This is a genomic window from Methylocella sp. (genome assembly GCA_037200525.1).
Lineage (GTDB): Bacteria > Pseudomonadota > Alphaproteobacteria > Rhizobiales > Beijerinckiaceae > Methylocapsa.
Window position 1 is genome coordinate 4713157 of sequence record JBBCGG010000001.1, and the last position, 12603, is coordinate 4725759.

Consider the following 12603-nt stretch of genomic DNA (forward strand, 5'->3'; position numbering starts at 1 on the left):
TCGGCCCCGAGGCGCGGTGTTGACGACAAAGCAGCCCTTGCGGGGTCATCATCAAGCGCCTCCGCAATAATGGCGTCAAAGTACCGCTCTATTGGGCGCACCGGCAGCCACTCATCTCCTAAACCGTAGGTCAGGGGTTCGAATCCCTTCCAGGACACCAATTAAATCAATCTGTTACCTGATCAATCGCCCCGCGTCTCTAGGCGAATTTCGCTACGGCAAGCAGCTGGTAAGCAATTTGAGAATATGTGTTCTGGTTTCGCCCGAAATCATACACTGCCATCTCGTAATTTTTAGGCCTGGCAGCAGACATGGAGATGGTTCGGCTGCGGATTGCCAAGCATCCCCGCGTGAACTCGTCGACGATGTTCAGGATGCGATATTTCCGCCCATCGTGGGTGCGGTCTTCGACGAAGTCGTAAGACCAGACATGGTTTTGATGCTCGAACCGCAAACGGACGCACGAGCCGTCATTGGGCCAGAGCCTCCCTCTCTTCGGCTGCTGTGTGGAACCTTCAGCCCCTCGCGCTGTTGCGCAGACTACGTAAACTTGTCTGCGCCGCCAGATCCGCTCGACATGCTTGAAATTGACGATCCAGCCAGCATCGCGCAGCAACCCAGTGATCCGGGCGATACCCGTAGCGACCGTACTGGGTCGCAAGCGCGATGATGGCGGCAGTTAGCGCTATCTCGTCGTCAGGCGTCTTGGCGATCTTGCGCTGCGTCGTTCGATGCTGGCCAAGAACGCGACAGGCGAACCGCTCGGAAACCCCGAACCTCTGCATGGCCCGCTCGACGCAGACGCGGCGGCGAGCGGGGCTTACCAGGTTCCCGAAGCAGCCTCTTTCAGAATCAGCTTCTCCAGCGTCAGATCCGCCACCGCCTTGCGAAGCCGCGCGTTCTCCGTCTCAAGCTCCTTGAGCCGCTTGACCTAGTCGCCCTTCAGCCCGCCGTATTCCTGACGCCACCGATAATACGTAACCTCCGTCACGCCTATCGTTCGAACCGATTCCGCGACGGCTCGCCCTTGCGCTGTTAACACGTCGACCTGACGCAACTTCGCGACGATCTCTTCCGGTTTGTGTCTCTTCCTCGCCATTTCAAATCCTCCTTCGGCTCCAAAAGCCATATTTCACGGAGGATCACTTTTCAGGGTGAAGGCCAGGCCGCCCGGAGGCGATGCAAGTTGAGTCTAATTGTTCTGTGCGCGTGTGAAGAACGCTGCGCCCTCGGCTTCACCCCCGCCAGCGCTGTCTTCGTGGACCCAAGCCGCCAAAAGCGCCCAGGTGACCGAGAGCACGACCGGGCCAAGAAACAGCCCGCTGATTCCGTATGCCAACGTACCGCCGACGACGCCGATGAGGATTGCGGGCATCGGCGTGGTCAGTCCGCGCGCCATGACAAGGGGCCGCAGCACATTGTCCACCTAGGCCGACCGGGACCATGTAGGCGGTGAATACGAGGGCGTTTGTCGTCTCCATTGCGGTCCAGCTCCACACCACGATCGGTATGAACAGAATTGCCGGCCCGATCTGAACGATCGCCAAGACCAGAGCGATAAAGCTCAAGAAACCGAGAGCGGGAACGCCTGCGGCCAGGAAACCCAACCCGGCTAAGAACGACTGCACCAGCGCGATACCGACAACACCGCGCGACACGTTGCTTATGGTGCTGCCAGCCAAGTTCAACATTTCATCACTGCGTTGACCATAGATTCGGCGCAAGAACGCTTGGAGCCAGTTGGCCAACTGCGGTCCGGCGAGTAGAGAAATCCAGAAATAATGATGGCAGCTACGAATTCCAGGAGGCCGACAACTACGGTTCCGGAGATGTCGAGGAGCTTGCCGCCAAAGGGTTTGAGTCTCGCCAGCACCTCGAGCAAGACCGTGGCGGCGACAGCCCACAGCCGATACGCCTGCTCGCCAATCAGCGGCCCGCCCTTTACTGACTCAACCGGAGACGGAATCGAGAAAATCTTGGAGTCGAATCCTTTTATGATGAAGTCGACGCTGCTGATCAAGCCAATGTCAGGGGACCTATGACGACCGTCAAGGATAGCAAGGTGATCAGCGTGGCGGCTACCCGACGGCTACCAAGGCGTGCGGCCAACCAATCGAACAACGGGTAAAGCGCGACCGTGAGTATTGCGCTCCAAAGCACGATCGTCAGGAATGGGCCGATCACCTTCAACGACCAGTACAGGAGTAGTCCGAGAAGACCAATCCGAATCGCGGCATCGACCGGCAAAGACCCGATCACACGTGAACGAAAAGTCTTGTCGTTCTGTGGGGACATTGGGCGCTCTTGTTTAAGGTCCTCCCGACCCGGATGGCGTCGTCGCTGAGCGAGCGTCAGGACGAGGTCATGTCGGCATCAAAGGGAGCCGCGTGACATTGACTCTAGTCAATTGCGGTCAATGAGATCCACCAGAATTTACGTTTAGCGTCATTCGCGCCATGCCGCACTGCAGCGACGGCCAATCAGTTGGAGGGGTCCGGAGATGTTGAACACAGCCAAATATTCGGCGGTCGAGGTGCTGCGCAACGGACGCAAGGTCGAAATCCGCGCGCTCAGAATCGACGACCGCGCTGACCTTCTCGACGCCGTCGAACGCACCGGTGCGCAGTCGTTGTATCGGCGTTTTTTCGGTGCAAAACGCGACCTTTCGGAAAAGGAAATCGAATTCTTTTTGAACATCGATTTCGTAAATCATGTCGCCTTGGTCGCGACAGTGGAAGAAGGGAGCCGAGCCGTAATCGTCGGCGGCGGACGCTACATCATGGTGCGGCCTGGATCGGCGGAAGTCGCCTTTGTCGTTGTCGACGAATACCAAGGGCTGGGCATCGGTAGAGCGCTGATGCGCCATCTCGTCGTGATTGCTCGCGACGCCGGGCTCGAGGAATTGGTTGCGGAGGTCCTACCCGACAACATGCCGATGCGGAAGGTGTTCGAGAAAAGCGGGCTCGGCTGCAATATGAAGGGCGACGGCCCGATCGTCCACGTCGTGCTTCGACTTTCTGAATGAGGGGGGTCCGACCGGATCCTTCCGACGCTCACTGTGGGAATCGCTCTAATTGATGATGCGATAGCCTCCGTCGATCTAGAGGGTCTTACCGGTTATGAGGCGCGCTGCGGGCATTGGCGCGTTAACGCGCTGAGTTCGCGCGCTAACTGAAGCCAACGTGTCGCAAGCGAGCCGTCGACGTGACGAACGCCAGATAAATAGATCAAAGCGTTCGAACCAAACTCTTCGTCAAACGCCGGACTTGCTCCGAAGCTCAGCGCGTTTCGCCTGCATTAGCCTATTAATGTGCCCGATGGCGAGAGAACTGGCCCCGACTTTGCTGTCCTGGAGCTTGCCATCGAGCGCCTCGGCCGAGATGCGTTCGATGGCGGCGTCGACGCGCGCGCTTATGGCTTCGAGGTTTTCCAGCGATGTGGCATTTTTAACGCTACAAATGATTTCGGGAACGGTAGCCAAGAGAGGGGCTTCTCGCGAAGGCCGCAAAGGCCTGAGCGACTGCCAGATCGCCAGTACGACGGAGTAAAGCGCACCAAGGATGATGGGTCCCGTGTAGATCCAGTCGCCGTACTGGTCCATGAAGGTCTGTTCCTCGCCGTCGAAAAAGTCCTCGGCGCCCTTGTGTACGGGTATGATTGCGTCCTTGTCGGTGCTCGCTGCCTTGATCAGCGTTGCGACCGGCGCGTCGGGGACGAAACGCTGTCGATTCTCGAAAATGAAGCGGGTCAATTCCGTGATAATGCCTGGTCGAACGCTCTGATCCGCGACGAGGTATGTCGTCACCAGCAGCGTGGTCACATTTTCGGCCGGGAAAGGCGGCGAGCCACCGAACGCACCAGAAGCGATTTCTCCTTGGTCAAATACCGGCGCAGCAGTTTCGATCGCTTCGGCATCGTCGATCGACACAACATCCATCGACTTGCGGATCAATTTCAGAGCAGAAGCCCATCTTTCCAAAATGACGCCGCTTTCTGTCGTTGGAGCGACAAACAGCAGGGCGTCGATTTTCTTTGCATTGACCGCTTCAGCTATCTCGGCGGCGACGGGCGGTATGTCGATCGACAAGAACCTGCCACCGTAGTGCAGCCGCATCCACGCCATGAGCTTGGCAAAAGAACCCGGCGGCCCAATCAGCCCCAATGTCTTGTTCGCCAACTCACGAAAGTTCTCGATCTTCGCCGATTTTGGCGCGATAATTGTGAGTGGGTCGCTATGCAAGATCGCAATCGATCGAACTCGATCCGGCACGTCTCCCAAGTTTCTAATGACTGCGAGTTGCGCCTTTCGTTTTCTCAGTCGCTCAAGCGATTCAATTGGCCCGGAGGTGTGTTCGATCGAAAAGCGGATGTGAGATTCTGCACCGACCAGAGCCCTGGCCATGGACGCGACCAGTTGGGCGTCATCAAAGCCCGGCGGGCCGACCGCGACGGACAAAACGACCGGACGAAAGAAAAAATGCCACCCCCATGCCGCGACGCCGACGATTGTGGCGACGCAGAGCACGCCGATCATCCGGTGTAGGGTTGCGTTCAATTTCATAACGCCTCCGGATGCCGAGAGAGCGCTCCGCGAGATATTAGTCTTTGTTCCCGGTTGCGCAACATGAGCGAGTTCCGGTTCGCATCCCTGAGTTACGTAGCCAACCGCGTGAATTTATGATATTATGAGACGCTGGGTTACGCGTTGATGATTTGAGGTCGTCGCCTCATTCCGGAGCTGGACGCAAACGGAAAAGACCCCGGGAGCGGACGCCACTTGGTGCGTGTTGATGCGCAGCGATAAGCGGCGCTGAAGTTTAGCTTAGGCGCTGCGTCAAAATCAGGGAGGATGACAATTATGAAAACGAAATCAGCATTGTTGGCCACCGTGTTTGGTGCGGCTCTAATAGCGAGCGGCGCGGCTCTAGCAGATGGAGTAAATTGCTTCTACAATGACGGGTGGCATCCTTGTGTCTGGTATCCTGGCTATGCCGATGCGCATCCGGCGCTAGCGGAAACCGCACCTTTGATGACCGGCCGAAGCGTGGCGGTCTCCGATGCGGCGAGCTCTGCGGCGCCGGGCGCTGCGGCCGGCCCCGGAGATCACTGCGCGACTTCCGTGAAGACGTGCCTGCTCCATGAGCCGGGTTGGCTTGGGACTGGCTGTTCCTGCAGGGTCCCCGGCGGCTTCGCGCGAGGATTTGTAGAATAGAAGCCAAGCGAAACGATACTGAGGTCAACGAGACCCGGCCGAGACCGCGTCTTGCCGGCGTTGGTGCTGCCGCAGCTCGCCGTAGAGCTGCGGCCTGCAGCCTCATCGCAGGCCGTCGTCGCATCCGGCATGTCGGATGGCGCAATGGGTATGTTCTTGTTGCAACGAGTTGCGACGCTGGTGATTTGACGCGCCGCGGGTACCGCTCGGCCATGATTAGCCATGCATTTTGGACGGACAGGAAAGACCAATGAAAGCGACGGCATGGCGTCGCCGAGGTGGTCATTTTTCTGCTCCGAAGAGGAACTTGACTGCACCTAGCTCGCCGCCGCTAGCGCTGTCGGTCGATGTGATCGACGTCGAACCGGCAATCTCGACGGGCTGAGCGGGCGGAACAGGGGCGCAGGCGTGGGCTGGCCGGCGGGATCATTGATTCTTCAGAGCCTCCGGGGCTACAGACCAAACTGGCTGCCCCGAGACGCTATGGCCGGCCTGGCGGTGGCGGCTGTGGCGATCCCGAGCGCCATCGCCTATCCGGCGATCGCCGGGCTGCCGCCGCAGGTCGGCGTCTATTCGAGCATCCTCCCGCTGCTGGGCTACGCCCTGCTCGGGCCGTCGCGCCAGCTCATCGTCGGCCCTGACGCCGCGACGATGACTGTGCTGGCCGCCGCTCTCGCCGACGTCTCGGCGAACGCCCCGGATGACCGCGTCGCCGCAGCCGCGGCAGTGGCCCTCGCCGTCGGCGTTTTCTGCTTCTTCGCCAGTTGGCTCCACCTTGGCGTCGTCGCCGCCTTTTTGTCGAAGCCGATCCTTGTGGGTTTCATCAGCGGCGTCTCGATTTCTATCCTGGTCGGACAGATCGGGCGGCTGACCGGCCTGCGAATCGAATCCGAGGGCCTTGTCGCCCCCGTCGTGGAGCTGTTCCAGAAAGCGGGGTCGATCAACTGGCTGTCCCTCGCCGTCGGAGCGGCGGCGTTTGGCCTTCTCCAGCTAGTGACCGCGTTGCGTTCGCCGGTGCCAGGACCGCTTGTCGTCGTCATCCTTGCAGTCATAGCCTCCGCGGTCTTCGGCCTTGAGCAAAAGGGCGTCGCGGTCGTCGGCCGCCTGCCGAGCGCCCTACCCACGCTGGCTCTGCCCGACATGACCCATCTGACCCTACCGCAAGTCGCGCTCGACGCGGCGGCGGTGTGGCTCGTCAGCTTCGGCTCCGGCATCGTCGCGGCGCGCAGTTTTGGCGCGCGCGGCAAGTTCGAGGTCGACGCCGACGCCGAGCTGATCGGATTTGGCGCGGCAAATCTCGCGTCGGGGTTGTTCGGCGGCTTTCCCGTCACCGTCTCCGACTCGCGCACGGCCATCAACATGGCCGTCGGCGGGCGATCGCAGGTTTCGGGCATCGTGGCGGCCCTGACTCTCGCCGCGATCCTTCTTTATCTGAACGACGCGCTGCGCATTTTGCCGACGCCGGCGCTCGGCGCCATTCTCGTCGCCGCCGCGATCAGCCTCATCGATATCGCAAGCCTGCGCGAGATCTGGCGTATCAGCCGCATGGAGTTTGTCTTCGCCCTGATCGGGATGGCGGGGCCTGTCAGTCTTGGCGTGTTGAGGGGCGTCATAATCGCCGTCGGCGCGACGCTTCTTTACGTTCTCCTTCAGGAAATGCGGCCGCACGACGCTATGCTCGGAGTCATCCCCGGCCGCCGCGGCTTTTACAAACTGCACCGGTTCAAAGAGGCTCGACCCATTCCAGGGCTCTCGCTCTGCCTCCTTCAGGGCAGCCTGCTTTTTTTCAACGTCGATTACGTCAAAGGGCGGCTCGCCGCGATCGCGCGGGAATTGCCGGCGGAAACGCGCTGGTTCGTGCTCGACGCAAACGCGATCGCGCAACTCGACTCAACGGCGGCGGCGATGCTGGAGGACGCGCGGGCTATGTTCGCTGCAAAGGGCATTGCGTTCGGGATCGCAGAATTGCACAAAAGACCGCACGCCATCTTGGAGCGCGCCGGTCTCCTCGATGAGATCGGAAAGACGATGGTCTTCGAGGATCTTGAAGAGGCGGCGACGGCTTTCGCCGGGCTGCCTCCTAACGGCCCCCGATAACCGCCGCGTGCGCTTGAGCCCGGCTGCATCGTCAAAGTGCGTGAGCTCATTGTGGGTCTGCGAACCGAGGCTCCGCTCAAGCGTGCAACTATGCCGTTCGGCGGTTGGCGCGTGGTCGCGGCTGGTCTTGAGTCCCACGGCCCGTACGCCCCGATCCGTCGCTCGCCGAGAGCTTCACTAATTATCGCAAGACCCACAATGACGGCGTGTTTGCGCACCTATGCGCGCTGGTCGCCAAAACGGCGTTCCGCATGCGAGGGACGTCTATTCCCAGGCGACGAACAGACCTACGTCGCCCGGAAATCCGTCTGGCCAATCGACGATCATCGCCTTCAGGCGATAGCCGGCGGGTTCAAGCCTTTCTTGCCAGATTTCGTAAAACTGACGGGGCTGCCCAACCAGCGTGTCGGGCCACCCCGCTTCGCTGTTGTTGAGGGCGCGCCCGTGATCGGCGCACAGCGCAGACGGGAAACGCATGACCATCATCTCCGTCTCTCCTCGCTCCGCAGCGCCCTTTACGCGACTGAGGAAGGATTGGACCTTCTCGGGCGTAATCTCGACCCGCTGCATTAGCTTGTCGATCATTTCTTGCTTTGCTTTTTCAGCGCGCTCGATGGCGGCGTAACTCTGCGAAGCTTTCGCTGATTCCACTTCCGCGACATAGGCCTTCAGATCGGCGACGGACATGAACGTATCGTCGCCCGGCTCCAGCGTCGAGGATTGCTGCGTGTTCATGATCATGTGTCCTTTTTGCGATTAAAAGGCCAAAACGGATCTTAGTGGCCGTCGCCATTCAAATCAATTACCCATGTTCAGCCGCTGCAACTCTCGCGAGATCTACCTTGCACGTTGCCATTCTTCGCTTTTTGCAAACGACGGCACATAGCTTAAACCCAGCTTTCATTGCGTGAATAGTAACGTTATTTGCGCGCAGGCAACAACGCTGTAGCATGGGCGAACCCGACATTTCGTTCGGGGCGCAACGACGTTCCTGAAGTGGGGAGGATGAGCGATGAAAACCAAGCAAATAATTGGACTCTTGATCGGGATATTGCTGCTTTTCGACTTTGAACCGGCCGCCACGGCTATGCCGATCGCCGCGCCGGGGAACGCCAGGGAATCGTCCGTCTCTGACGGGCGCATTGTGAAAGTAGTGACGGCCGCAGGCGCTGCGCATAGATCCGCGCGCCGTACTGCCCGTCGGACGGTGCGGCGGCATACGTACTGACGCGTGCGTTGCGGGCAGTCGGGTTCCATACATCATAGAGGGCGCGGCGCCCAGCGGCGCGCTCTGAACGATCGGTTGGAGGTTTGTTTCCGCCAATGTCAGGCGAAAAAGCCCAATGCGTCCGGCTGCAACAATCGGCATGCCGAGCGCACAGCAAAGCCCAGAAAAAATCCAGACTTGCGGTTTTAACTTCGCTAAAGCGATTGTAGGACCGAAAGGAAGTCTTCAGCTCTTCCCCTAACGTCGCGCAGGTCAGGCCATTTGCGCAGTACCTTGAGCCTGACATAGAGCGCCGGGCGCCAATCGCATCGAGACCAGCCCCGTCTCAATCCTCTTCGGTCTCCTCCCGCCTCTCGCGACTTTCAGCGGCTCCGCTGAGCTCACGAAGGACATGCACGGCAAGCAAGCGCATCCGCCGTTTCTGGTCCTGATCGAGGGTGGCATAAAGCGGCTGCCACGCATCGGCAAGCTTCCGAAGTGATTCCGCTTTTTGACCCAATGCGTCAGCACGCGCACGCATAAACTCAATAGGTTGGAACTCGTCCTGTTCCCCGAGAGTCGCACGCAAGGCCACCATGCGTTGTTCCCTCGTCGTCGCTCTGTTGCGGATGGCCTCCTCGATTGCCGGCCAATATTGCGTCTGGTCCGGTTTCAGTTGCAGTGTAGCCTTGACGACCGCAATTCGCGCAGCGGTCAAGGCGTTCCAATCAGACGCACTGAAGCGCTGCTGTGTCTGCGGTGCCGGTGCGGCGGCCTGCTGAGCATAGCCGAGTGAAGACCCAGAAATGAAAAGGGTGGTCAGTCCAATCGCAACCTTCGTCAACATCGGAACCTCCCAGTTTGAAGCAACTACCACTGGCCCGAACACAGGCCCCACGGAAGTTAGCGGCATTATAGGGCTGACTTGGTGAAATTGAAATGGATCTGATCTCAAATATCGAATGCAGACAGCCCCGTCGGAGACACATTAATCTTTCGGCCGCAAACGTGCGGAGACGGTAAAGCCCGTGAGGTTGCGCTAGGGCGTTCGCCATTCGCCATCGTCGACCAACAGCTCCGATGGCTTGGACTTAAAAATTCGCCGGCGGTAGCCAGTCCAGAGCGTAAGTTATGCCGCTGACGTGACGCGCCAAGTAGATTGCGCAATCTTCAGTTCTTCATTGGTCGGGACGATCAGGACTTTCACACGTGACGAGGCTGAGCTGATTTCGAGCTCTCCCGCTGCATTTCGCTCTTCGTCAATCTCGAGCCCGAGCCAGGCGCAGCCGATGGAGACTTCCGACCGCGTCGCGGCATCGTTCTCGCCAATGCCGCCGGTGAAAACGATCGCGTCGATCCCGCCGAGTGCCGCCGCGAGTGAGCCGATCTCCCGTACGATCCGGTATACGAATAGCGCGATAGCCTCTCGTGCGGTCGATTCCTTCGAGGCACGCAATGCGCGCATGTCCGACGACAGTCCGGACACGCCTAGCAAACCGGACTTTCGGTACATCAGATCCTCGAGACCCCGCGCGTCGAGCCCGTAGCGGTCCATCAGATAGATCAAGACTCCGGGATCAAGTGAACCACAGCGAGTGCCCATCATGAGGCCGTCGACAGCCGTGAAGCCCATAGTGCTCGCGACGCTCAGCGCTTCATGAACGGCGCAAAGGCTCGCACCGTTGCCTAAATGCGCAACGACGAGACGGCCCAGCGCAATCTCGGGCGCGACTTCCGCGAGGCGCGACGTGATGTATTCATACGAAATACCGTGAAAACCGTAGCGCCGGACCCCATCCTGCGAATAGCGTCTGGGAATCGCAAAGGCTTGCGCAATCGGTGGCTGGCTGCCGTGAAAGGCTGTGTCGAAGCAGGCGACCTGCGGCAGCTCCGGACGAAGGGCAAGGAGCGTCCTAATCGGCGCGAGATTATGCGGCTGGTGCAATGGTGCGAGCGGGATGAAACTCTCAAGCTTTTCGACGACGGCTTCGCTCACGAGCAATGGCGCAGTATAATCGGGGCCGCCGTGGACGACTCGGTGCCCGACCGCCGAAATGCTTCGTCCTTCGAGCCACTGGCTGCCAATGCGAACCAGCGCCCGCGTCGCTTGATCGTGATCGAAATTGCTATCGGAGAACGACTCTTCAGAGAGCATTTTGCCCTGGGCGTCGGAGAGACGCGCTCGCGGTTTTGTTCCGAGTCCTTCGATCTGCCCGCGCAGCAGGAGAGTCGGATGCATCGCGCGGTCATACACAGCTAGTTTGATGCTGGAGGACCCGGCGTTGAGGACGGCGATACTCGACATGTCTATCTCTCTGGAAATGCCTAGGGCGCCGGTAGATCAGGCAATGATGTTGGCGCCGCCGTCGACATAGACCGTGCCGCCCGTGAGCCGGTGTGCGAAGGGCGTCGCCAGGTAGGCGCAGGTCCAGCCGACATCCATGATGTCGACCAGTTCGCCGAGCGGCGCCTTGCTCGCCGCCTCGTTGAGCAGCATTTCGAAATCCTTGATACCCGAAGCGGCTCGGGTCTTCAGGGGTCCCGGCGAGATGGCGTGGACACGAATGTCGCTCGGTCCGAGTTCATAAGCAAGATAGCGGCATGCCGCCTCGAGCGCGGCCTTCACGGGCCCCATCACATTGTAGTTGGGCACGACTTTGTTCGCGCCGTTGTAACTCATCGCGAACATCGCGCCGCCATTCGTCATCAGCGGCGCAGCGAGCTTCGCCATCCGCACGAAGGAATGGCAGGAAACGTCCATCGCCTTTGCAAAGCCTGCGGCCGAGCAATTGAGAAGTCCGCCTTGCAAATCGTCCTTTGGAGCGAAGGCGATTGAATGAACGAGAACGTCGAGCCGCCCCCAGGCCTTCTCGATTGTCTCGAACAACGCCTCGAGGTCCGTCGAATTGGAGACGTCGAGCGGCGCCATGATCTGGGCTTCGAGCTCGGCCGCTAGCGGCTCCACATGCGGTCGCGCCTTCTCGTTGAGCCAGGTGATGGCGAGATCCGCGCCTGCCATGCGAAACGCCTTGGCGCAGCCATAGGCGATTGACTGGTCATTGGCGATCCCGACGACAAGGGCCTTCTGCCCCATAAGCACACGCCTGATCTGCGTTTCCATGGTCACCTCATCGAACCGCCGCTGCGACGTCTTTGCGTCGCGCAGCGGCGACGAGGGCGGCGACCGCGCATGACGCGAGCCGTGCGACCAGCGAGTCAGCGCGGCTCGTCAGGATGATCGGAACCCTGGCCCCAAGCACGATGCCGGCGCTGTCAGCGCCGGCGAGAAAGGACAGACTCTTGGCGAGCATATTTCCAGACTCGAGGTCGGGCACGACCAGCACATTGGCGCGGCCCGCCACCGGCGACACTATCTGTTTGACGGCGGCCGCCGCCTCGCTAATTGCGTTGTCGAGTGCGAGAGGGCCGTCTAACACCGCGCCGGTAATCTGACCGCGATCCGCCATCTTGCACAGCGCCGCCGCATCGATCGTCGAGGGCACTTTGGGATTGACCGTCTCCATCGCCGAGAGAATCGCGACCCGCACCTCGGGAGCCTTCAAGGCATGAGCGAGGTCGATGGCGTTTTGGACAATATCGACCTTTTCCTCGAGCGTCGGGGCGATATTGACTGCTGCGTCAGTGATAATCAGCGGGTCGGAATGTCCGGGCACGTCCATGATAAAGCAATGGCTGATGCGCCGCGCCGTTCGAATGCCGCTGTCGCGCGCCACAACCGCGCCCATTACTTCGTCGGTGTGGAGGCTGCCCTTCATCAGAGCTTCCGCTTCACCCTTTCGGACCAGTTCTACCGCCTTCTCCGCGGAATCGTGACTATGGAGCGCATCGACGATCCGCAGGCTCGGAATTTCGATCCCATTTTTCGCTGCAACGTCGCGGATCCGCGCGGCCGGGCCGACGAGAATCGGGACGATAAGATTCAGCCGCGCTGCCTCGACCGCTCCTTCAAGCGACGCCGCGTCGCATGGATGCGCCACCGCGGTCGTGACGGCGCCAGCTGAGGCGGCGGCTTCGATGAGACGTTGATATTTCTCTCGGCCTTCGACTCTTGAAACGGGCTTCATGT

General features: G+C 60.1%; 12 protein-coding genes and 2 pseudogenes. 2 read left to right on the forward strand and 12 right to left on the reverse strand.

Features of this window, described 5'->3' with window-relative positions; genetic code table 11:
- Positions 1 to 328: 328 nt before the first annotated feature.
- The 5 genes and pseudogenes from WDN46_23255 to WDN46_23275 all read right to left on the reverse strand — a co-directional run bounded on the left by WDN46_23255 (position 329) and on the right by WDN46_23275 (position 2295).
- Positions 329 to 1099: pseudogene (locus WDN46_23255) on the reverse strand (transposase).
- A 93-nt stretch (positions 1100 to 1192) separates the two neighbouring features.
- A complete protein-coding gene (locus WDN46_23260; GenBank protein MEJ0096225.1) occupies positions 1193 to 1417 on the reverse strand; it encodes a hypothetical protein in 225 nt (74 codons plus the stop codon).
- Positions 1418 to 1499: 82 nt separating this feature from the next.
- Positions 1500 to 1748: pseudogene (locus WDN46_23265) on the reverse strand (AI-2E family transporter).
- Positions 1685 to 2020, reverse strand: coding sequence for a hypothetical protein (locus tag WDN46_23270; protein MEJ0096226.1), 336 nt, complete (start codon positions 2018 to 2020; stop codon positions 1685 to 1687). Before WDN46_23270 ends, WDN46_23265 begins: the two are co-directional and overlap by 64 nt.
- Positions 2017 to 2295, reverse strand: a complete 279-nt coding sequence (locus tag WDN46_23275) for a hypothetical protein (GenBank protein ID MEJ0096227.1) — start codon at positions 2293 to 2295, stop codon at positions 2017 to 2019. The genes WDN46_23270 and WDN46_23275 overlap by 4 nt, the downstream gene beginning before the upstream one ends.
- Positions 2296 to 2500: 205 nt before the next feature.
- Here WDN46_23275 and WDN46_23280 point away from each other — a divergent pair, with 205 nt between their 5' ends.
- Complete coding sequence (locus WDN46_23280) at positions 2501 to 3025, forward strand: GNAT family N-acetyltransferase (GenBank protein ID MEJ0096228.1); 525 nt, start codon at positions 2501 to 2503, stop codon at positions 3023 to 3025.
- 228 nt (positions 3026 to 3253) lie between these two features.
- Here WDN46_23280 and WDN46_23285 read toward each other — a convergent pair whose 3' ends face one another.
- A complete protein-coding gene (locus WDN46_23285; protein ID MEJ0096229.1) occupies positions 3254 to 4561 on the reverse strand; it encodes a TAXI family TRAP transporter solute-binding subunit in 1308 nt (435 codons plus the stop codon).
- 542 nt (positions 4562 to 5103) lie between these two features.
- A complete protein-coding gene (locus WDN46_23290) occupies positions 5104 to 5343 on the reverse strand; it encodes a hypothetical protein (GenBank protein ID MEJ0096230.1) in 240 nt (79 codons plus the stop codon).
- A 352-nt stretch (positions 5344 to 5695) separates the two neighbouring features.
- Between WDN46_23290 and WDN46_23295 the strand changes: the two genes are divergently transcribed.
- Positions 5696 to 7309: a SulP family inorganic anion transporter gene (locus tag WDN46_23295; GenBank protein ID MEJ0096231.1), complete on the forward strand. Its 1614-nt coding sequence runs from the start codon at positions 5696 to 5698 to the stop codon at positions 7307 to 7309.
- 264 nt (positions 7310 to 7573) lie between these two features.
- Here the strand turns inward: WDN46_23295 and WDN46_23300 are convergent, their stop codons facing one another.
- The 5 genes from WDN46_23300 to WDN46_23320 form a co-directional block, all read right to left on the reverse strand.
- Complete coding sequence (locus tag WDN46_23300) at positions 7574 to 8044, reverse strand: hypothetical protein (GenBank protein MEJ0096232.1); 471 nt, start codon at positions 8042 to 8044, stop codon at positions 7574 to 7576.
- A gap of 818 nt (positions 8045 to 8862) precedes the next feature.
- A complete protein-coding gene (locus tag WDN46_23305) occupies positions 8863 to 9363 on the reverse strand; it encodes a Spy/CpxP family protein refolding chaperone (protein ID MEJ0096233.1) in 501 nt (166 codons plus the stop codon).
- Between the two features lie 282 nt (positions 9364 to 9645).
- Entirely contained in the window at positions 9646 to 10821 is a 1176-nt protein-coding gene (locus tag WDN46_23310) for an acetate/propionate family kinase (GenBank protein MEJ0096234.1), read from the reverse strand.
- A 36-nt stretch (positions 10822 to 10857) separates the two neighbouring features.
- Positions 10858 to 11637 (reverse strand): enoyl-ACP reductase FabI, encoded by a 780-nt coding sequence (fabI, locus tag WDN46_23315; GenBank protein ID MEJ0096235.1) that lies wholly within the window; start codon positions 11635 to 11637, stop codon positions 10858 to 10860.
- 7 nt (positions 11638 to 11644) lie between these two features.
- On the reverse strand, positions 11645 to 12601 hold the full coding sequence (locus WDN46_23320; GenBank protein MEJ0096236.1) for a phosphate acetyltransferase: 957 nt from the start codon (positions 12599 to 12601) through the stop codon (positions 11645 to 11647).
- Positions 12602 to 12603: the final 2 nt, after the last annotated feature.